The 19,352-nt window shown below is 67.8% G+C and carries 18 protein-coding genes and 1 pseudogene; 12 read left to right on the forward strand and 7 right to left on the reverse strand.

The annotated features are described in order from the left end of the window. The first annotated feature begins 101 nt into the window (after window positions 1–101). From ACYU8W_RS03985 to ACYU8W_RS03995, 3 genes are all read left to right on the forward strand, one after another. Window positions 102–833 carry a D-Ala-D-Ala carboxypeptidase family metallohydrolase gene (locus tag ACYU8W_RS03985; RefSeq protein WP_499466826.1) on the forward strand — a complete coding sequence of 244 codons (732 nt, stop codon included), beginning with the start codon at window positions 102–104 and terminating at the stop codon, window positions 831–833. Window positions 834–847: 14 nt separating this feature from the next. Next, window positions 848–1,783, forward strand: coding sequence for a penicillin-insensitive murein endopeptidase (locus ACYU8W_RS03990; RefSeq protein WP_499466828.1), 936 nt, complete (start codon window positions 848–850; stop codon window positions 1,781–1,783). Window positions 1,784–1,849: 66 nt separating this feature from the next. After that, window positions 1,850–2,899 (forward strand): peptidoglycan recognition protein family protein, encoded by a 1,050-nt coding sequence (locus ACYU8W_RS03995; RefSeq protein ID WP_499466830.1) that lies wholly within the window; start codon window positions 1,850–1,852, stop codon window positions 2,897–2,899. Between the two features lie 79 nt (window positions 2,900–2,978). Here the strand turns inward: ACYU8W_RS03995 and ACYU8W_RS04000 are convergent, their stop codons facing one another. Next, window positions 2,979–3,893 carry a tetratricopeptide repeat protein gene (locus ACYU8W_RS04000; RefSeq protein WP_499467016.1) on the reverse strand — a complete coding sequence of 305 codons (915 nt, stop codon included), beginning with the start codon at window positions 3,891–3,893 and terminating at the stop codon, window positions 2,979–2,981. A gap of 181 nt (window positions 3,894–4,074) precedes the next feature. Here ACYU8W_RS04000 and ACYU8W_RS04005 point away from each other — a divergent pair. Beyond that, window positions 4,075–4,917, forward strand: a pseudogene (locus tag ACYU8W_RS04005) (ISL3 family transposase); the annotation flags it as partial. Between the two features lie 358 nt (window positions 4,918–5,275). Here the strand turns inward: ACYU8W_RS04005 and ACYU8W_RS04010 are convergent. The 6 genes from ACYU8W_RS04010 to ACYU8W_RS04035 all read right to left on the reverse strand — a co-directional run bounded on the left by ACYU8W_RS04010 (window position 5,276) and on the right by ACYU8W_RS04035 (window position 11,077). Next, complete coding sequence (locus tag ACYU8W_RS04010) at window positions 5,276–7,633, reverse strand: heavy metal translocating P-type ATPase (protein ID WP_499466832.1); 2,358 nt, start codon at window positions 7,631–7,633, stop codon at window positions 5,276–5,278. A 171-nt stretch (window positions 7,634–7,804) separates the two neighbouring features. Beyond that, window positions 7,805–7,906, reverse strand: coding sequence for a heavy-metal-associated domain-containing protein (locus tag ACYU8W_RS04015; RefSeq protein ID WP_115921514.1), 102 nt, complete (start codon window positions 7,904–7,906; stop codon window positions 7,805–7,807). Between the two features lie 92 nt (window positions 7,907–7,998). Then, window positions 7,999–8,277 (reverse strand): hypothetical protein, encoded by a 279-nt coding sequence (locus ACYU8W_RS04020; RefSeq protein ID WP_499466834.1) that lies wholly within the window; start codon window positions 8,275–8,277, stop codon window positions 7,999–8,001. Window positions 8,278–8,398: 121 nt separating this feature from the next. Further along, the gene (locus tag ACYU8W_RS04025) at window positions 8,399–9,310 is read right to left on the reverse strand and encodes a F510_1955 family glycosylhydrolase (protein WP_499466836.1); all 912 of its coding nucleotides are present in this window, start codon (window positions 9,308–9,310) and stop codon (window positions 8,399–8,401) included. After that, window positions 9,310–10,812 carry a multicopper oxidase family protein gene (locus ACYU8W_RS04030; RefSeq protein WP_499466838.1) on the reverse strand — a complete coding sequence of 501 codons (1,503 nt, stop codon included), beginning with the start codon at window positions 10,810–10,812 and terminating at the stop codon, window positions 9,310–9,312. The genes ACYU8W_RS04025 and ACYU8W_RS04030 overlap by 1 nt, the downstream gene beginning before the upstream one ends. 25 nt (window positions 10,813–10,837) lie before the next feature. Continuing rightward, entirely contained in the window at window positions 10,838–11,077 is a 240-nt protein-coding gene (locus ACYU8W_RS04035; RefSeq protein WP_115921511.1) for an SHOCT domain-containing protein, read from the reverse strand. A 163-nt stretch (window positions 11,078–11,240) separates the two neighbouring features. Here ACYU8W_RS04035 and ACYU8W_RS04040 point away from each other — a divergent pair, with 163 nt between their 5' ends. The 8 genes from ACYU8W_RS04040 (at window position 11,241) to ACYU8W_RS04075 (ending at window position 19,206) form a co-directional block, all read left to right on the forward strand. After that, window positions 11,241–11,963: a winged helix-turn-helix domain-containing protein gene (locus ACYU8W_RS04040; RefSeq protein ID WP_499466840.1), complete on the forward strand. Its 723-nt coding sequence runs from the start codon at window positions 11,241–11,243 to the stop codon at window positions 11,961–11,963. Continuing rightward, window positions 11,963–13,081, forward strand: coding sequence for a sensor histidine kinase (locus ACYU8W_RS04045; protein ID WP_499466842.1), 1,119 nt, complete (start codon window positions 11,963–11,965; stop codon window positions 13,079–13,081). The genes ACYU8W_RS04040 and ACYU8W_RS04045 overlap by 1 nt, the downstream gene beginning before the upstream one ends. A 132-nt stretch (window positions 13,082–13,213) precedes the next feature. Continuing rightward, the gene (locus ACYU8W_RS04050) at window positions 13,214–13,495 is read left to right on the forward strand and encodes a transposase (protein ID WP_129627187.1); all 282 of its coding nucleotides are present in this window, start codon (window positions 13,214–13,216) and stop codon (window positions 13,493–13,495) included. Window positions 13,496–13,536: 41 nt separating this feature from the next. Beyond that, entirely contained in the window at window positions 13,537–14,148 is a 612-nt protein-coding gene (locus ACYU8W_RS04055) for an IS3 family transposase (RefSeq protein ID WP_499467018.1), read from the forward strand. Between the two features lie 734 nt (window positions 14,149–14,882). Further along, the gene (locus ACYU8W_RS04060) at window positions 14,883–17,537 is read left to right on the forward strand and encodes an excinuclease ABC subunit UvrA (protein ID WP_499466844.1); all 2,655 of its coding nucleotides are present in this window, start codon (window positions 14,883–14,885) and stop codon (window positions 17,535–17,537) included. 82 nt (window positions 17,538–17,619) lie between these two features. Next, on the forward strand, window positions 17,620–18,060 hold the full coding sequence (locus tag ACYU8W_RS04065) for a helix-turn-helix domain-containing protein (protein ID WP_499466846.1): 441 nt from the start codon (window positions 17,620–17,622) through the stop codon (window positions 18,058–18,060). Window positions 18,061–18,216: 156 nt separating this feature from the next. After that, window positions 18,217–18,423 (forward strand): HepT-like ribonuclease domain-containing protein, encoded by a 207-nt coding sequence (locus ACYU8W_RS04070; RefSeq protein WP_499466848.1) that lies wholly within the window; start codon window positions 18,217–18,219, stop codon window positions 18,421–18,423. 213 nt (window positions 18,424–18,636) lie between these two features. Further along, a complete protein-coding gene (locus ACYU8W_RS04075; RefSeq protein ID WP_499466850.1) occupies window positions 18,637–19,206 on the forward strand; it encodes a GrpB family protein in 570 nt (189 codons plus the stop codon). Window positions 19,207–19,352 lie beyond the last annotated feature (146 nt).

Below are 19,352 nucleotides of genomic sequence, written 5' to 3' on the forward strand. Positions count from 1 at the left end.
CCGGACAACCCGGACAATGCCCGGACTGCCGGTTTGTTCGTGGTCGCGCGACGCCGGGGCCGCCACGGTGGGAGCCACCACTCCCGATGAAGGAGGCTCCCATGGTTCTCCACCGGCTCACCCGCCTCGCCGCCGCGACCGCGGTCGCCACCACCGCCGCCCTGGGCGTCGGCCTGTCCGCCTCCGGCAGCGCGTCGGCTGCCGGGTGTGACAGCTGGTCGTCGACGCTCAAGGTCGGCAGCCGCGGCGGCGCGGTCACCGAGCTGCAGATTCGCGTCGCCGGCTGGGTCAAGTCCGGCACGGTCATGGCCACCGACGGCGTGTACGGCGAGCAGACCAAGGCCGCCGTCGCCCGCTTCCAGAAGGCGTACGGCCTCACCGCCGACGGCGTCGCCGGCAGCAACACGTTCGCCAAGCTGCGCTCCCTCACCGACCCGGACTGCACACCGGTCCACTTCTCCTATGCCGAGGCCAGCAACAACTGCGGCAAGGGATTCACCGGGGGCGCGAGCGAGAAGGCCAACCTGCGGCGAGCGCTCTGGCAGGCCGAGGCTCTGCGCAAGCAGCTCGGCAGCCATCCCCTCAACGTGACGTCCGGCTACCGCGACAAGGCGTGCAACGCCTCGGTCGACGGCGCGTCGTCCAGCCGGCACCTGACCGGTCAGGCGATCGACCTGGCGCCGCTGTCCGGCAACACGATGTGCGGGATCGCCCGCGGCGCGCGCTCCGCCGGGTTCGGTGGCATCTTCGGCCCGGGCTACCCGGGGCACAGCAACCACGTGCACGTCGACACCCGGTCCTACATCAGGTGGTCGGCCTCCCAGTGCTTCTGAGCGAGAAGACCCCGATGCGACGCACCGCGCTCGTTCTCACCGTCGGCCTGGCGTTCGGCGTCGGCGCGATCGGAGCCACGACCCCCTCGGCGCACGCCTTCAGCCAGGCCGCCTATCCGCTGCTCTCCCAAGGCAACCGGGGCGTCGACGCGCGAGCCGTCCAGTACCTGCTGCAGGCCCGCGGTCACTCCCTGACCGCCGACGGCGTCTTCGGCAGCGGGACTCGCGACGCCGTCGTCGCCTTCCAGCGCAGCACGGGCCTCGACGCCGACGGCAAGGTCGGAGCCAAGACCTGGGGTGCGCTCACTCCGACGATCCGACCGGGCGACCGCGGAGCGGCGGTCAAGGCGATCCAGACCCTGCTCAACACCAAGCGTGGCAGCGGCCTCACGGTCGACGGCGTGTACGGCTCGGGCACCAAGTCCGCGGTCGTGACGTTCCAGCGCCACGCCGGCATCACGGCCGACGGTGTCGTCGGCGCCACGACCTGGCGCAACCTGGCATGGCACTACGCGGCACCGTCGTGGAGCAACATCTGCGACCAGGACCCGGACCAGAACGGCGCCGCCAACTGGGGCACCGGTTCGACGATCGGCCAGCTGGAGGCCGCCGCCGCCCGGTTCCGCACGACCGGCCAGGGCAGGCTCCCGCTCGGCGACATCAGCCATGAGCACGGCGGCGACATCGACGGTCACGCGAGCCACGAGAAGGGCGTCGATGTCGACGTGTGGCCGATTCGCACCGACAGCGCTCAGTGCTCGGCGGGGCGCATCACCTGGAGGTCGTCGACGTACGACCGGGCCGCGACGCGACAGCTGGTCAAGGCGATCCGCGCCGCGGCGCCCGGCCAGGTGGTGCTCATCTACTTCAACGACAAGACCCTGATCGACGAGGGCCTGACCAGGCCGCTCCAGAATCACGACAACCACCTGCACATCCGTTACCGCTGACCGACCTCCGGCCGGGGCGAGACCGTCCACGTCGCCCCGGCCGGGCCACACCGCCCAGGAGTCGCCATGACGCCCGTCCTCAGCCGCCGTACCCTCCTCGCGGGCACGGCCGCGGCCGCCGGTCTCGGCGTGGCCGGTGCCCGTCCGGCCGCGGCGGCGGTGGCGCGGCCGTCGGTGATCAGCTGCGCGTCCTGGGGCGCCGCCCCGGCCCGCAACACCATCACCATGGTGGGGCCGCCGACCAAGATCCTCATTCATCACACCGCCTCGGCGAACGTGACGGACTACTCGCGTGACGCTGCGTACGCCATCGCCCGCGACATCCAGACCTGGCACTTCGGGCGCGGTTGGGCCGACACCGGCCAGCACTTCACCGTCAGCCGGGGCGGGTACGTCCTCGAGGGCCGGCACCGCACCCTCGAGGGCATGACCGGCGGGCAGGGGCAGTTCCCGCGCGGCGCGCACTGCACCGGCGAGAACGACACCTCGCTCGGGATCGAGAACCAGGGCATCTACACGACCGCGCTGCCCACCAGCGCGCAGTGGAACGCCCTCGTCGGCTTGTGCGCCTATCTGTGCCAGACGTACCGGCTGAGCGCGAACGCGCTCTACGGCCATCGCCAGTTCAGAGCCACCGCGTGCCCCGGCGATGCCTTCTACGCGAGGCTGCCGCAGCTGCGCAAGGACGTCGCGGCACGACTGAGCGGGGAGAAGCCGTGGCCGACCGTGCGGCCGGGCGCGAGCGGGTTCCGGGTCACGTCCGCCCAGCACCTGCTGCGCGAAGCCGGCCAGAGCGTCACCGCCGACGGCACGTACGACGACGCGATGACGCCGAAGGTCAAGGCGTTCCAGACCTCCAAGGGCCTGGTCGCCGACGGCGTCATCGGTCGCCTCACCTGGGAGTCGCCGCTCGCGGTCACGCTGCGCGAAGAGGCGCGCGGCGAGGCCGTACGCGCCGCTCAGGTCGCCCTGAACGGACGCGGCAAGAACCTCCTGGTCGACGGAGTGTTCGGCGGCGTCACGGCCACCGCCGTGAAGGAGTTCCAGCGCGCGACCGCGCTGGTCGCGGACGGAGTGGTCGGTCAGGTCACCTGGTCGTACCTCTTGCGCAGCTGATCCCGCAGCTGCCTGGACGTCCAGGTGTCCCGGTCCGCGTCGGCCCCGGTTTCCCGTCACTCGGGGCCGGCGCGGCCCCTCACGACCCGGCGAGCCGACCGCCGAGCGAGCGGCGCAGCTCGTCGGCGGCCTCGTGCTCCCCCCGCTGCTCGTGCAGCCGGAGCGCCATCTGCCAGTGGGTGTCGGCCTCCGCGGACCGACCGAGCCCGTCGAGCGCGAGCCCGAGCCGGTGCCGGATGCTCGCCTCGCCGTGCCCGCCGCCGCGGACGTCGACGAGGGCGAGCCCGTCGGTCAGCACCTGCAGCCCGCGGCCCGGTTCGCCCGCGAGCACGTGCCAGTAGCCGAGCTCGTCCAGGGCCTCCGCCTCCAGCGCCCGGTCGGTGACACGATGGGCGACCTCCACCGCCTCCTCCAGGTGCGCACGCGCCTCGGCCATCCGCCCGCGATCGCGCAGCATGACGCCGACGTTGACGAGCGCCATCGCGACCCCGCGCGGGACGTCGAGCCGGCGGTACAGCCGCAGCGACTCCTCCTCGGCGTCCAGCCCGGCGTCGGGTTGTCCGTTGCGGGAGCGCACCAGCCCCAGGTCGCGGTACGCCGCCGCCATCGCGCGTTCGTCGCCACCCCGCTGCGCGGCCTCGAGCGCCAGCCCGCAGCTGCGCTCGGCCTCGCCGAGCTCGCCGACGTGTCGCCAGGCGATCGCGTTGGCGGAGTGCGCCGCGGCCTCCGCCGCCGCGCGCCCCTTCGCGCGGGCCAGCCGGGTGACCTCGGCGGTGTGCGCGGTCGTCCGGTCGACCTGTCCGCGGACGGCGTGGAACAGCGCGAGGTCGAGCCGCAGGCAGATGCGCTCGGTCTCGGCGTCCTCCGGCAGTCGGCTCAGCGCCAGCTCGAGCAGCTCCTGCCACCCGGCGGAGTCCGCTCGGGTGACGTAATAGGAGATCAGGCCGAGCACGGTGTGCGCGGCCAGGCGCGCCTCGTGGTCGCCGTACGTCATGACGTCCTTGGCGAGGCCGAGGATCTGCTCTACGTCACGCGCGACCAGATCGACGCACTCGACCGGATCGGTCGTGAGGTCCGACCCCGCCGTGAGCTCCGCGTCGTCCAGCCCCTCCGGCACCGGTCGGGTCAGGTCGCGGCTGCGCCACGCGATCGCGCGATAGGCCGTCAGGACGCGGACGCGTACCTCCGGCGTCACGATCCTGGGTGTTGACGAACATGTCTGGCACCACGTCAGCACCAAGCCAGTCGAGCACGGCGGCCGTGGCCCGAAAGAACTGACCGGGATGGTCGACCTGACCCCGGATGCCAACGGGCACAACCGAACTCGCCTGCTCGACCTCGTCCCGGGGCGGTCCGGGAAGGTGTACACCGACTGGCTCACCGACCGCGGCGAAGACTTTCGTGACCGAGTGCAGGTCGCGACGTTGGACCCGTTCCACGGGTACAAGAACGCGATCGATGATCGTCGCGAGGACGCCCGCGCGGTGCTGGACGCGTTCCACGTCGTCAAGCTCGCCACCCACATGGTCGATGAGGTCCGCCGCCGGGTTCAGCAGCAACTCCACGGGCACCGAGGCCGTCGTGACGACCCGTTGTACCGGATCCGGAACATCCTGCGCGCCGGGCAGGAGAACCTGACCGACCGGCAACGCGCACGTCTCGCCGCGGCGTTCACCGCGCACGAGGCGCACGTCGAGGTTGAACTCGCGTGGCAGTGCGCGCAGCAGGTCCGATCCGTGTACCACCAGCCCACGCACGCGGCCGGCCGCAAGATCGCCGAACAAGTACTGGACACGTTCGCCACCTGCCCGATCGGTGAGGTCGCCCGCCTGGGCCGCACCCTCAAGCAGTGGCGTACCGAGTTCCTCGGCTACTTCGACACCGGTGGCGCGAGCAACGGCGGCACCGAAGCCATGAACGAGCTCATCGAACTCCACCGCCGTATCGCCCGCGGCTTCCGCAACCGCGACAACTACCGCCTGCGCATGCTCCTCATCGGCGGCGGGCTGAACCTATGACCCACGCTCAACGGCGAAGAGCCAGATTGGCTGGGCCGAGTGAGACGATGCAATTTGGTCAATCTTCAAGGCGTGTCATCGTCAGTCCTCGCTGCATCTCGACAGCTGGACTGCGTGTCGAGATGCAGCCAAGACTGCACGATGTCGTGCGGCGTACATTGCCGAGATCGGCCCGCTCGGTGGGGTCGTGCAAGATCGCCCGCGAGTGATCTGGAGAGGTCACCTCCTATATGAGGCCAGAAGAGCGCGTTCCTCGCAGCCAGCTCGCCGTCGTGAACGACCTGCGAACAGTCGTCGGGGTGACAGTCCGGTAACGGTGCTTCTGGACTGACGCGCCAGTCCTCGAGTTTGCTGAGGGTCAGTCGATGGTTTGTGCGCGGAGGCGTAGGGCGTTGGCGATGACGCTGACGCTGGAGAGGGCCATGGCGGCTGCGGCGATGATGGGTGAGAGCAGGAGCCCGAAGACGGGGTAGAGGACGCCGGCGGCGATGGGGATGCCGAGGGCGTTGTAGACGAACGCGAAGAACAGGTTCTGTCGGATGTTGCGCATGGTTTTCTCGGAGAGTTCGCGTGCACGGACGATACCGGTGAGGTCGCCCTTGAGGAGGGTGACTCCAGCGCTCTCCATGGCGACGTCGGTGCCCGATCCCATCGCGATGCCCACGTCAGCGGCAGCCAGTGCGGGGGCATCGTTGACGCCGTCGCCAGCCATCGCGACCACGCGGCCTTCGCTCCGGAGCTTGGTGACGATGTCGCTCTTGTGGTCGGGCAGGACTTCAGCTTCGACCTGGTCGATGCCGAGCGTCTTGGCCACAGCGTGGGCGGTGACGCGGTTGTCGCCGGTGAGCATGACGATCCGGATGCCTTCCTCCCGCAGTGTCTTTAGCGCGGCGGGCGTGGTGGCCTTGATGGGGTCTGCGATCGCGAAGAGGCCTACGAGCCGGCCATCGGCTCCCATGTAGATGACGGTGGCTCCGTCGCCGCGCAGCTCATCGGCACGGTCCTTGAGGCCGGTGGTGTCGATGTGGTGGGAGTCGAGGAAGTCGGAGCTGCCGAGGACCAGGACCTGTCCTTCGACGGTGCCTATGACGCCGCGGCCGACTGGTGAGTCGAAGTCTGTGACGTCGGGGATGGGCAGGCTCCGGGCGGTGGCGGCTTCGACGATGGCCAGGGCGAGCGGATGCTCGGAGGCACGCTCGACGCCGGCGGCGAGGCGCAACAGGTCGTCCTGGGAGTGTTCGCTGGTGGTGACGATGTTGGTGACGGTGGGCCGGCCCTCGGTGAGCGTTCCAGTCTTGTCGACCACGAGTGTGTCGACCTTCTCCATACGCTCGAGGGCTTCGGCGTTCTTGATGAGCACACCCAGTCCCGCGCCGCGTCCGACGCCGACCATGATCGACATGGGAGTGGCCAGCCCGAGCGCGCAGGGGCAGGCGATGATCAGGACCGCGACGGCGACGATGAGCGCGTGCGCGAGTTTGGGGTCGGGTCCGACCAGCGCCCACACGATGAACGCGACGACGGCGATGACGATGACGGCCGGCACGAAGATGCCAGCGACTTTGTCGGCCATGCGCTGGATGGGGGCGCGGGAGCGTTGCGCGTCGGCGACCATGGCGACGATCCGGGCGAGCATGGTGTCGCGGCCGACCTTCTCGGCGCGCATGATCAGGGCGCCGCTGCCGTTGATGGTGCCGCCGATGACGGTGTCTCCGCTTGTCTTGGTCACGGGCATGGATTCCCCGGTGACCAGGGACTCGTCGACTGCTGAGCGGCCTTCCTCGACTGTCCCGTCGACAGGCACGGCCTCGCCGGGGCGGACCCGCAGCCGGTCCCCGAGTTGGACCGTGTCCAGAGAGATCTCTTCCTCGTCGCCACTGTCCGTGATGCGGCGGGCGGTCTTCGGTGTCAGATCCAGCAGGGCCTTGATGGCTCCGGAGGTCTGTTCGCGGGCACGCAGCTCGAGGACTTGCCCGAGCAGGACCAGGGTGGTGATGACGGCAGCGGCCTCGAAGTAGACATCGACGGTGCCCGCGTCGCCGCGGAAGGAGGCGGGGAAGATCCCGGGCGCGACGGTCGCGATGACGCTGAACAGCCACGCGATTCCAGTGCCCATCGCGATGAGGGTGAACATGTTCAGGTTGCGGGTGCGGACCGAGGCCCAGCCGCGCACGAAGAAGGGCCACCCGGCCCACAGCACCACCGGCGTTGCCAGGATGAGTTGGAGCCAGACGGAGGCACGCGCGGAGATCAGGTCATGCAGGAAGGGGACGAAGTGGCGGCCCATCTCGAGGATCACGATCGGGATGGTCAAGGCGGTGGCGACCCAGAAGCGGCGGGTCATGTCGGCAAGTTCCGGGCTGGGACCGGTGTCGGCGGTGACGGTGACCGGCTCGAGAGCCATCCCGCAGATCGGGCACGACCCAGGACCGGGACGGCGGATCTCGGGGTGCATCGGGCACGTCCACTCGGCAACGTCTTCGTTCACGTCTTGGTTGCGCGAGGCCGCGTCGTCGGAGTCTTGTGGGGGCGTGAGGAAGCTGGCCGGGTCGCCCTGAAAGCGGTCGCGGCAACGCTCAGAGCAGAAGTGGTATGGCGTGCCCTCGTGATCGAGGGTCAGCGCCGTGTTGGGATCGACCTGCATCCGGCACACAGGGTCGGTCACGGAATGGCTGGTCTTGGTGACGCTCTGGTGGTGCTGATGGTCGTGCTGCATGTCCAGGTTCTCCTCCGGCAGAACTCGTGCCGCCCGTTGTGGTCGCCACGGCTAGGCGTGTGTCAGTTGCGGCGGGCGGTGTAGCCGCCTCGACGACGGCGCTGACGACAGCGTCGTCGGAGACGTGACCACTAGTAGTGATGATCAGTTCGCCGGTGGCGGCGCTGACGGTCAGGCTTGCACGCCTGGCAGTGCGGAGACCTTGTCGCGGACGCTGCTCTCGCAGTGGCCACAGGTCATTCCAGTGACGGCATACGTCTGGGTGGAGTTCATCAGGTCTGGCCTCTTCTGTAGGTGACGCCCTCCCAACAAGCATACCCCCTAGGGGTATTCCCTGATGTTGGGTCGTGGGGCGGTGGGGGTTCTCACGGCTTGTGCTCGTGGTTGGTGCCGTGGTTTATCCAGGCCATCATCACGCCCATCATGAGCAGGCAGCCCATTGCGTAGAGCAGGCCGCCGGCGCCGAGCCGGCCGGTCGTGATCAAGGTGCCCACGAGCAGCAGCATGGGCACGCACATGAGCCACATCAGCCAGTGGTGGCCGCTGCGGCGACCGGGCTCAGTGGGGGATGACTCGGTGGGGGTCGGCTCGGCGGGTGGGGTGAGGGGTGCGTAGGTCGGGTTCGGGGTGTTCTGCTGTTGCATGGCTGCTCCCTTGGTCTCGGTTGCGGTGCTCGGGGCTGTCCCCGGGTGCTTTCAGCCTGCGAGGTCGATGTGGCCCTCGGGTCGTGGTTCGGTGAAGATCTGGTCTAGGTCTATGCGGGCTTCACAAGAGCTTCTCGACGGTGGCGCCCCCGTCGGCGGTGCGCAGTACTGCGCCGTCGGCGACGAGGATGGTTTCGATCTGGCCGTCGGTGCCGCGTTGGGCGAACAGGGCCTGTGGAGCTCCGATGCGCTTGGGTTGCAGGGTCCAGGTCGCTCCGGTGTCGTTGCTGGTCGCGATCTGGCCGTTCGTGGTGGCGATCACGATGGTTTGCTCGTCGGCCCACGCAGCGAGCAGGGCCGTCGCGGGTGGGGTCAGGCCCTTCCAGGAGCGGCCGTCGTCGGTGCTGTGGAGGAGCCCGGTTTCGGTGGTGGCGAGTAGTGCTCCGGTTTGCGGTGACGCGGCCAAGGTGCGGGGGGCAGCCGGGATGGTGCGGGTGGTCCAGGTCTCGCCGTCGGTGGTGCTGCGAAGAGTGCCATCGAAGCCGACCACGCTGGTTGGGCTTGAGGTGAGGGCGTGGAAGTCGGACTCTCCGCCTCGAGAGCTGACGCGCCACGTGCGACCGGAGTCGGTGGAGGTGATGAGCCCGACCGGCTGGGGCAGGTCGACGCCTGCGCCGGGGTGCCCTGAGGCGTAGTAGGTGCCGTCCGGGGCGACGGTGAAACCCATCAGGTCGATGACCGGTCCGTTCTGTAGGAGTTCGCCGTTGGCGTGGCGGAAGAGTCCCTCGTGGGTGGCCAGGAGTAGGTCACCGGTCTTGGGGTCGCGGGCGACAGCGTGGATGTGGGTGATCGCGACCGGCGGTTGGTTGGCTGCTGATGCGGTGGAGGTTGACCCTCCTCCGGCCATGGTGGGGGTCGCGATGGACGTCGTATTGCCGGTGGGTGTGGTCGTGGCGCCACACGCGGCCAGAATCGTCGTGGTCACGAGTACGCCCCCTGCGACGAGGACGCGGCGTCGGGTGGTGGTGATCATCAGCGGTACTCCAGGGCGATCATCATGCCCGCTTCTGCGTGGTAGATGTTGTGGCAGTGGATCATCCAGTCGCCGGCGTTGTCGGCGTCGAGGTCGATCGCGAAGGACTGCATGGGCGCCATCAGCACGGTGTCCTTGCGCAGCCCCGAGGGCAGGGCGAAAGTGTGCCCGTGCAGGTGCAGCGGGTGGGTCATCATCGTCATGTTGGTGGCGTTGATCCGCAGCCGTTGCCCAGCCCTGACGGTCAGTGGCTCGTTCTCGCCGTACTTGGCGCCGTTCATGCCCCACTGGTAGGGCTTCATCGAGCCTTGCAGGGCCAGGTCGACGGTGGCGTCCGGCTGCTTGCCCGGCAGCTTGGCTGCTTCGGTCGGGCGCAACTGTGAGCCGATGAGGACCTGGCCAGCCAACTCGCTGGGGTCAGCGGCAACCGGAGGAGCAGCGCCGGCGCCGGTACGGACCACGGCCATGGCCTGGCCGCCGCTGGTCTTGCCGAACGGTCGGGCCACAAGGGGGAAGGCGCCGTCAGCGAGGGTGACGATGGCGTCGTACCGCTCGCCCATCCCGATGTAGAAGGCGCCCACCTCGGTGGGCTCGACCGCGTGCCCGTCACTGTGGGTGATGGTGAGCCGGTGCCCACCAAGGGCCACGGTGAAGATGGTGTCGGAAGCCGCGTTGATGACCCGCAGCCGCACCTTCTGGCCCGGCTTGGCGGCCAGCACGTCCGGGTCGGTCGGGGGTTTGCCGTTGATCAAGAACAGCGGATAGGTGACGTCGCCGGCGTCACCCCAGGGTCCGGTCCCCATCGACATCCGACTCATCGAGCCGTGGTCCATGCCACCCATTCCGCCCATGCCGCCTCCGTTGGCGGGGCCACCGTCGGCGATCAGCTTCTTGAACACCTCGTCGGGGGTGGTGCCGGTGCCATCGATCCAGTCGTCCAGAACCACAACCCATTCGGCGTCGTAGCGGCCGGGGTCGGTGGGGTCGTCGATGATCATTGGGGCGTACAGGCCGCGGTCGAGTTGGACCCCGACGTGGGGGTGGAAGAAGTAGGTTCCCGGATCCGGGGCGGTGAACTCGTACACGAACTTGCCGCCGGTCTTGACCGGATCCTGGGTGAGGCCGGGGACGCCGTCGGCGGCGTTTGGCAGTCGGATGCCGTGCCAGTGGATCGTGGTGTCTGCGGGGAGCTGGTTGTCGAGCGTGAGGCGCAGGAAGTCACCTGCGATCGCTCGCACCAACGGGCCGGGAAGCGCACCGTCGTAGGCCCACGTCGCCACCGTCCGCCCGCCCAGGTCAAGGCTGACCGGTCGGGCGGTCAACGTCTTCTCGAGCACCTTCTGTCCCGGTGAGGGGGAGACTGGCGTCGGGGGGCCGAAGGTGCGCGACGGCATAACCCCCGTCCCTGACGAACTGGAGGTGCAGGCGGCCAACGTTGCGGTCGAGGCCAGGCCGAGCCCGCCGAGGAGGACGTTGCGGCGGGAGAGCAGGGGCGAAGTCATGATGCCTTTCATTGGGTGGTCGCTGTCAGTGGCCATCGACGATGAGGCGGCGGCGTTGTTCGTACTCCTCCAGGCTCACCTCGCCGCGGGCCAGGCTCTCCTTGAGGAGAGTGAGCGGATCCGGTCGGGCCGATTCCTGCCTGACGCGCGCGGCCGGGAGCAGGGCCCGGATCACCAGCACAATGACGACCCAGAAGGCGAGGGCGCCGCCGCCCATCACGAGCCACATCCACCAGCCCATCCCGGTCCCGTTGCCCCACATCATGAGCGCCCTCCCTTCCCGTCGTCGTGGCGCGCTGCACCGTCACGATCCACAGTGCAACTCGACCCTCAAGACCGGACCGCGGCGAGGTTGAGGTTTGACGAAGATCTACCCCGGCACCGTCAGAGAGGTCGTGGCGTGGGCGGCGGGCAGGGACACTGTCAGGGTGAGCACGACACCACCACCGGGCGCTCGAGTCCTGATCATCGAGGACGAAACAACGCTGGCCGGAATGATCGCCGCCTACGTCTCCCGCGCTGGCTACGACTCCAGTGTGGTCCACACCGGCCCAGACGGCGTCCAAGCCGCGCGTGATCTAGCACCCGATGTCGTGATCCTGGACTTGGGCCTCCCCGGGCTGGACGGCATCGAAGCGTGCCGTCAGCTCCGCACCTTCACCGACTGCTACGTCATCGTCGTCACCGCCCGAAAGGACGAGATCGACACCCTCATCGGGTTGTCCGTCGGCGCGGACGACTACATCACCAAACCGTTCAGCGTCCGCGAACTGGTCGCACGAGTCCAAGCGGTACTGCGACGACCCCGCACCGGATCCACCACCGCCTCCGGGACCGCCCGTAGTGAACCGACCAGGGTGTTCGGTGCACTACGTGTCGACCCGGACGGCCAGCGTGTGCACCTGGGCGACGTCGAGGTGGCCCTCACCCCCACCGAACGGGACCTGCTCATGGCTCTGGCGCGCCGTCCGTCGATGGCGTTCTCCCGGCGCCAGCTCATTGACGACATCTGGGGACCGGACTGGGTTGGCGACGAGCACCTCGTCGATGTTCACGTTGCTCACCTGCGCCGCAAACTCGGCGACGACCCCGAAACTGGCAGATACATCACCACGGTCCGAGGCGTGGGCTATCGGATGGGACAAGGGTGATGGCGCCAGCGCGCACCAACAGCGCTGGGCTGGCGACCCGCCTCCTGGCTGGACAGGCCATCGTGCTGGTCGCCGGTGCCCTCACTGTCGGCCTGGTCGCCGCCATGATCGGCCCACCCATCTTCCACCAGCACCTCGTCGAGTCCGGCCACCAACAGAACTCGCCTGAGCTCGTCCATATCGAGACGGCCTACCGCGATGCGTCCTTGATCTCCGTCGGGGTTGGTCTTCTGATCTCGCTGCTCGCTGCCGGCGCGGTGACATGGTTCCTCACCCGACGGCTCCGCCGCCCTCTCGAACAGGTGACCACTGCTGCAATGGAACTCACCCGTGGGCACTACTCCACGCGCGTGCCGACCAGCGCCTCAGGCACCGAACTGGAGACCCTCGCAACCGCGTTCAACACGATGGCCAGCAGGCTCGAAGGAATCGAGGACACCCGTCGACGGATGCTGTCAGACCTCGCCCATGAACTCCGCACACCGATCGCGACCCTGAGCGCCTACCACGAAGGGCTCCACGACGGCATCGCCGCCCTCGGGCCAGAATCTCGCGCGGCGCTGGAGGAGCAAACCCGCCGGCTGGCGCGCCTCGCCGACGACATCGACGAGGTCTCCACAGCCGAGGAGGGCCGACTCGCGCTCGACCTCCGCCCACACCACGTCAGGGATCTTCTCTGGGCGGCCCACGAGGGCATGCGTGACGCCTTTGCCGCCAAGGGGATCAACCTCGTCGTCGAGCCACCAACCGCCACAGGGCTCGATGTCCACGTCGATCGAAACCGCATCGGACAGGTCCTGACCAATCTCCTCACCAATGCACTCCGCCACACCCCCCCAGGTGGAACCGTCATCCTGGCGGCCAACCGCCAAGGTGAAGAAGCGGCAATCTCCGTGATCGACGACGGCGACGGAATGACCCCCGAACAACTCGAGCACGCCTTCGAACGGTTCTATCGAGGTGACGCCGCCCGCACCCGCGACCGCACAGGTTCAGGCATCGGGCTGACCATCAGCAAAGCTCTCATCGACGCCCACCATGGAAGCATCTCCGCCAACAGTGACGGCCAGGGAGAAGGCACACGCCTCATACTCACCCTCCCACTCCCCGGGCGTTAGCCAATATTCAAGACTCGACTCCGGGGATCGCCTCCCCTCCGCAGCCGCACGGCCTGACTCGGCAATGACCTGTCCTGAGGTTTCCGGGCACCGATCTTGAGGGGATGATCCTCTCGGGAAGGAGTACAGGAGATGCCTGCACCGAAGTCGCCGGAGTTCCGGCAGCGCGCCGTGGAGTTAGCGCGTTTGAGGGAGAAGCCAATCGCCCAGATCGCCAAGGACCTCTCGATCAGTGAGTCATGCCTGAGGCGGTGGATGGACCAAGCCGATATCGACGCCGGCCACGGCCTGACCAAGGACGAGCGGGCCGAGCTGGTCCGGCTGCGCCGGGAGACTCGAGTCCAGGCGATGGAGATCGAGATCCTCAAGCGGGCCTCGGCGTACTTCGCGCGGGAGAACGTGCTCCCAAAATAGGGTTCCGGTTCGTCCACGAACTCGCCGCTCAGGGCTTGCCTGTGGCGGTGACGTGCCGGGTGTTGAAGGTCTCCACCTCGGGCTACTACGAGTGGCGTACCCGTGGCCCGAGCAGCCGTGACCTTGAGGACGCGCACCTGCTCGACGCGATCATCGCCGTCCACGCTGATGCCCGTGGCACGTACGGGGTCCGTCGTGTCCATGCTGAGCTCACCCTCGGTCAGGACCGCCGCTGCGGCCGGCAACGCGTGGAACGGCTCATGCGGGTCCACGGGCTGCAGGGTGTGCACCGCCGCAGGTGGCGGCACGCGAAACGCTCCGAGGCGGTGTTCGAGGACCACGTGCAACGCAAGTTCGTCGCGGACGCCCCGAACAGGTTGTGGGTCACCGACATCACCCAGCACCGCACCAGCGAGGGATGGGTCTACTGCGCGGCGGTGATCGACGTGCATTCCCGCCGCTGCGTGGGCTGGTCCATCGCTGACCACCTGCGCACCGAGCTGGTCGTCGACGCCCTCGACATGGCGCGATGGCAACGCAAACCCGTTGGGACCACGGTGCATTCGGACAGAGGAGCCCAATACACCTCGTGGTACATAACTCGACCACGCGAATGCGTCGACTCGTTGACCTGCATGAATGCTGCAACGTGACCACGATGAGAACAGTTCTCACACCGGACAAGTGTCCAATCTGTGCAATCGCAATGCCCAATGAGAGCCAAAACGAGGCCCCACTTTGATCGAATCGCCGTTTGATCAAAGTTCGCTGCATCTCGACAGCTGCTGCTGCTGCAGGCCTCACACTGGGAGCGCATGATGTCGCGCATTGGCGTTTCCCAGGTCGCGCCGTACATGGCCCCGGGGAAGTCAAGCGTCTGTTGGATCGCCCACAACTGCTCGTGCCGGTCCGGTGAGAACAGCTGGGCCGGGTCGCCGACCGCGATCCACCCGATCGGCACGACAGTATTTGCGGGCAGCGCGCTGTTGATGCGCAGTTCGCTTCCGGTGCCGACGAGAGCATCGGCGAAGACGCTCACTCCGGTGGCGATGAACACCTCGTCCTCGACCGTGGCTCCGTTGAGGTGGGCGTGTGGCCCGACGAGGACGGCGTCGCCGATGGTCAGCGGTGTGTTCGCGCGTCCGCGAAGGAGCGCGTTCTCCATCACCAGCACGTTCGAGCGAATATGGATCGGACCCAGGTCACCGTTGAGCACCGCACCGTGCAGGACGCGCGAACCCGGCCCGATACGGACATCTCCCGTGACGATCGCGCAGGAGGCGACGCAGGAGCTTGGATCGATGGTGATCATCGGAGGACGGTACGGCTCGGTTGCGCGTGCCAGGTGGCGTCCGCGGCGTCCGAACCTGGCCCATACAGTCGGCACATGACGACGACCGACGACCCCAGGCACACCGCAGTCGAAGTCAGGGGAGCCCGGCAGAACAACCTCAAGGACGTCGACCTCGACGTGCCGCGCGATTCGATCGTCGCGTTCACCGGAGTGTCCGGGTCGGGGAAATCCTCTCTCGCTTTCGGGACGCTTTACGCCGAGTCCCAGCGCCGGTACCTGGAATCGGTCGCACCGTACGCGCGCCGCTTGATCGACCAAGCAGGCGTCCCCGATGTCGACTCGATCGAGGGACTGCCGCCGGCGGTCGCACTGCAGCAGCAACGCGGCGGCGGCAACGCCCGATCCACCGTCGCGAGCGTGACGACGCTGTCGAACCTCGTCCGCATGATGTACTCGCGCGCCGGTTGGTATCCGCCGGGCCAACCGATGCTCTACGCCGAGGACTTCTCGTCCAACACCGTCCAGGGTGCGTGCCCGACCTGCCACGGGATCGGCCGGGTCTACGAGGTCACCGAAGAACAGATGGTGCCCGACCCGTCGCTGACGATCCGCGAGCGCGCCATCGCGTCCTGGCCGCCGGCGTGGCAGGGGCAGAACCTGCGCGACATCCTCGTCTCGATGGGCTACGACGTCGACATCCCGTGGCGCCGCCTGCCGAAGAAGCAGCGCGACTGGATCCTGTTCACCGAGGAGCGCCCGACCGTCCCGGTGTACGCCGGCCTGACTCCGGCCCAGACGAAGCGGGCGATCAAGAAGGACCTCGAACCGAGCTACCAAGGCACCTTCGTCGGCGCTCGCCGGTACGTGCTGGACACCTTCGCGTCCACCAAAAGCGCGATCGTGAAACGCCGCGTCTCCCAATTCGTCACCAGTGCTGTGTGCCCCACCTGTCACGGCAAGCAACTCAAGGTCGAGTCGCTGTCGGTCACGTTCGAGGGCTTCGACATCGCCGAGTTCGCCGCGCTGCCGCTGGCTCAGGTGGCCGACATCGCGCGGCGTGTGATCGCCGATGATCGGGTGCCGGTCGAGGGCACGGCAGGCGAAGCGTTGGACGACGCGTCCCGGGCGCGTGCCAGAAAGGAGCGGGTGGATGCCGGCGGTGCGTCCCATGACGCGGCACCCGACGTCCGTCGCACCTCGAACATCTCGGCGGAGAAGCAGGCCGCGGCCGGTCGCCTGTGCGCCGAACTGCTCGAACGACTGCAACCGATGATCGATCTCGGCCTCGGCTACCTCTCGCTGGGGCGGACGACACCAACCCTCTCCGGCGGTGAACTGCAGCGGCTACGGCTGGCAACTCAGTTGTCGTCCAAGCTTTTCGGTGTCGTGTACGTGCTGGACGAACCGTCCGCCGGCCTCCACCCGCGTGACCTCGAAGCGCTGCTCGGCATCCTGCGCGGACTCAAGCAGCGCGGCAACAGCGTGTTCGTGGTGGAGCACTCGATACCGGTGGTCAAGGAGGCCGACTGGCTGGTCGACATCGGACCCGGCGCCGGCGAGCAGGGCGGACGCGTCCTGTTCAGCGGCGAACCCTCGGGCCTCGCGGACGTCGAGGAATCGGTCACCCGCCGCTACCTGTTCGCGCCTCCCACACCGGTGTCCAGGCGGCCCCGCGAGCCGCATGGCTGGCTGCGATTCGCGGACGTCAGCCGCAACAACCTGCACGAGGTCAAGGTGCAGTTCCCGCTGGGATGTCTGACCGCGGTCACCGGCATCTCCGGGTCGGGCAAGTCGAGCCTGGTCAGTCAGGCCGTGCCCACGCTGGTCGAGGCCGCTCTCGGTCGGTCCACGACAGTGGAGCTCGAGGACGGGGACGACGACGTCGACCTGTTGCTCACCGGCGATCAGGGTTCGGTGCACGGGCACGTCGAGGGTGGACGAGAAGGACTCGGAGGTCTGCGTCGAGTGGTTGCGATCGACCAGAAGCCGATCGGTCGCACCCCTCGGTCGAATGTCGCCACCTACACCGGACTGTTCGACCACGTCCGCAAGTTGTACGCGGCGACCCCGGAGGCCCGTCGGCGCCACTACAAGGCCGGCCGGTTCTCGTTCAACGTCGCCGCCGGACGATGCCCGACGTGTGAGGGAGAGGGCTCGGTCATGGTCGAGTTGCTGTTCCTGCCGAGCATCTACAGCCCGTGCCCCACGTGTCACGGCACACGGTTCAAGGAGAGCACGCTCGAGATCACCTGGCACGACCGGAACATCGCCGACGTCCTGGCGATGAGCGTGGACGAAGCCCACGAATTCTTCGCCGATGAGACCGAGATCGAGCGCTCGCTGCACGTACTGCGCGACGTCGGGTTGGGATATGTGCGCCTCGGCCAGCCCGCGCCCGAACTCTCCGGCGGCGAAGCGCAGCGGGTGAAGCTGGCCTCCGAACTGCAGCGTGCCCACCGGGGCGACGCCCTCTACGTCCTCGACGAACCCACCGCGGGTCTGCACAGTGCCGACAGCGACCGCCTGATTGCGCATCTGCAGGGCCTGGTCGACGCCGGCAACACCGTCGTCATGGTCGAGTTGGACATGCGCATGGTCGCCCAGGCCGACCACGTGATCGATCTGGGTCCCGGCGCCGGTGACAACGGCGGACGCATCGTCGCCACCGGCACCCCCGGCGAAGTCGCCGCCGACGCCGACAGCCTCACGGCCGCGTACCTGAGGGACGTCCTGGCGGGCAGATCCTGAGCAGAGGAGCGCCGCAAGAATCGGGTCAGCAACGAGGTAGATTCCAACGTCCACGATCCATATCACGAGATATCATCACCTGATGTCGACGGTTGCTGAACTACGTGCCGCTGCGGGAATCAGTCAGGCTGAGTTGGCCCGCCGCAGCGGTGTTGCGCAACCGAACATCGCCGCCTACGAAACCGGTCGCCGACGTCCGTCCCCCCAGATGCTGGATCGCTTGCGGGATGCCGTCCGGCCGCGCCCGAGTGAACTGTTGAAGCATCACCGTGCCGAGGTGTTGGCGATCCTGTCCGGTCACGGCCTCACGTCTGCGCGGGTGTTCGGGTCGGTGGCTCGCGGCGATGACACTCCGGGCAGCGATATCGACCTCGTCGTCGAGATCGGCCGTGACGGCGACGTGCTCGACCTGATCGATGCCGCCGACGAGTTGGAGCAGTTGCTCGGTTGCGCAGTGGATCTGGTGACTGCTCGGGCAGTTTGGTCGGGGCACGAGATCGATCGCACCTCGGTGCCGCTGTGAGTTTGCTGGACGAGAGGTACGGCCCCGGGGACATCCGACAAGCTGTCCGACATCTCACGACTGTGCCGTAGAGCTGAGCAGCTCGCGGCACGTGGACGAGAGTGGTACGACAGTGATCCCGACCTCGAGGTGCCCAAGCTTGCTGCAGATTCTCTCGTGCTCAAGCTGAGCGAAGCGGTGCGGCGGCTTCCCGAGGCGTTCCTCGATGAGCATCGCCGAGACACGTCGTGGCGGCGGGCCATCGGCATGCGCAACCGCCTCGCTCACGAGTACGACGCAGTCGACTACGAACTCGTCTGGGCCGTCGTGTCCCGTCACGCCGAACAACTACGGGCCGAGGTCGACGAACTGCTCGGCACGTAGGGCATGGCGCACCCCGAAATTCACGCACGGACGACTCCCGTCGGTCGATGCTCCGTCGGTGCGGTCGGAATCATCACGACCACCAGGAGGAGCGGCGAGCATCAACGGCTGGACAAGATGGTGCGCAACGGCGAGTTCAAGCAGCTTCTCGAGTACGAACGGGCGTTCGTGCTGGGTCATGAGGCTGAGCGCACCGGACGTTAACCTCGCCGCATGACTGAGTCTCCCAATCCCGGCCGCCGCGGTCCCGACGTCACCTGCGTCGAACTCGTCGGCGGAGTGGAGAAGCGCGACCTCGTCATCGAGGAATACGACCCGTCCTGGACCAGCGCTTCCACCGAGCACGAGCATCGCATCAGGGCGGCTCTGGGGGAGACCGCGAAGCAGGTCGAACACATCGGCTCCACCTCGGTGCCCGGACTCGCGGCCAAGCCGATCATCGACATCCTCGTGGTCGTCGACGACGTCACCGCCGAAGAGGACTACCTGCCGCAACTCCTGGACACCGGTTACATGTTGCGGGTTCGTGAGCCCGGACACCGGCTCGTGCGCACCCCCGAACTCGACGTGCACGTGCACATCCTCGAGACCGGCGACGTGGCCGCTGATGATTACCTGTTGTTGCGCGACCGACTGCGCACCGACCAGGGCGATCGAGAACTGTACGAACGCACCAAGCGGGACCTAGTCGCTCAGGACTGGCCGGACATGAACGCGTACTCGGACGCCAAGGGTCAGGTGATCGCCGAGATCAAGCAGCGCGCCCGTGACAACCGGGGTTGATTCACCCCAATGACCTGGTTGATGCCTCGCGGTACGTCGTCACCTCGAAGTCGGGAACCGAGCGTCGAACTTCGAGGGGTTGAACAGGTTGTCGCCGCGGTATCGATCGGCCGCGTGGAGCTCGTCGGTGTCGTGAACCTTCTTCG

The sequence above is a fragment of the Yimella radicis genome (assembly GCF_054778255.1).

Coding starts and splice junctions, on each gene's coding strand:
- ACYU8W_RS04075 (WP_499466850.1), top strand. CDS start 18,637: ATGACTGAGTCTCCCAATCCCGGCCGCCGCGGTCCCGACGTCACCTGC.
- ACYU8W_RS04025 (WP_499466836.1), bottom strand. CDS start 9,310: ATGATCACCACCACCCGACGCCGCGTCCTCGTCGCAGGGGGCGTACTC.
- ACYU8W_RS04010 (WP_499466832.1), bottom strand. CDS start 7,633: ATGCAGCACGACCATCAGCACCACCAGAGCGTCACCAAGACCAGCCAT.
- ACYU8W_RS04015 (WP_115921514.1), bottom strand. CDS start 7,906: ATGAACTCCACCCAGACGTATGCCGTCACTGGAATGACCTGTGGCCAC.
- ACYU8W_RS04065 (WP_499466846.1), top strand. CDS start 17,620: ATGTCGACGGTTGCTGAACTACGTGCCGCTGCGGGAATCAGTCAGGCT.
- ACYU8W_RS03995 (WP_499466830.1), top strand. CDS start 1,850: ATGACGCCCGTCCTCAGCCGCCGTACCCTCCTCGCGGGCACGGCCGCG.
- ACYU8W_RS03985 (WP_499466826.1), top strand. CDS start 102: ATGGTTCTCCACCGGCTCACCCGCCTCGCCGCCGCGACCGCGGTCGCC.
- ACYU8W_RS04000 (WP_499467016.1), bottom strand. CDS start 3,893: ATGACGTACGGCGACCACGAGGCGCGCCTGGCCGCGCACACCGTGCTC.
- ACYU8W_RS04035 (WP_115921511.1), bottom strand. CDS start 11,077: ATGATGTGGGGCAACGGGACCGGGATGGGCTGGTGGATGTGGCTCGTG.
- ACYU8W_RS04020 (WP_499466834.1), bottom strand. CDS start 8,277: ATGCAACAGCAGAACACCCCGAACCCGACCTACGCACCCCTCACCCCA.
- ACYU8W_RS03990 (WP_499466828.1), top strand. CDS start 848: ATGCGACGCACCGCGCTCGTTCTCACCGTCGGCCTGGCGTTCGGCGTC.
- ACYU8W_RS04030 (WP_499466838.1), bottom strand. CDS start 10,812: ATGACTTCGCCCCTGCTCTCCCGCCGCAACGTCCTCCTCGGCGGGCTC.
- ACYU8W_RS04045 (WP_499466842.1), top strand. CDS start 11,963: ATGGCGCCAGCGCGCACCAACAGCGCTGGGCTGGCGACCCGCCTCCTG.
- ACYU8W_RS04060 (WP_499466844.1), top strand. CDS start 14,883: ATGACGACGACCGACGACCCCAGGCACACCGCAGTCGAAGTCAGGGGA.
- ACYU8W_RS04050 (WP_129627187.1), top strand. CDS start 13,214: ATGCCTGCACCGAAGTCGCCGGAGTTCCGGCAGCGCGCCGTGGAGTTA.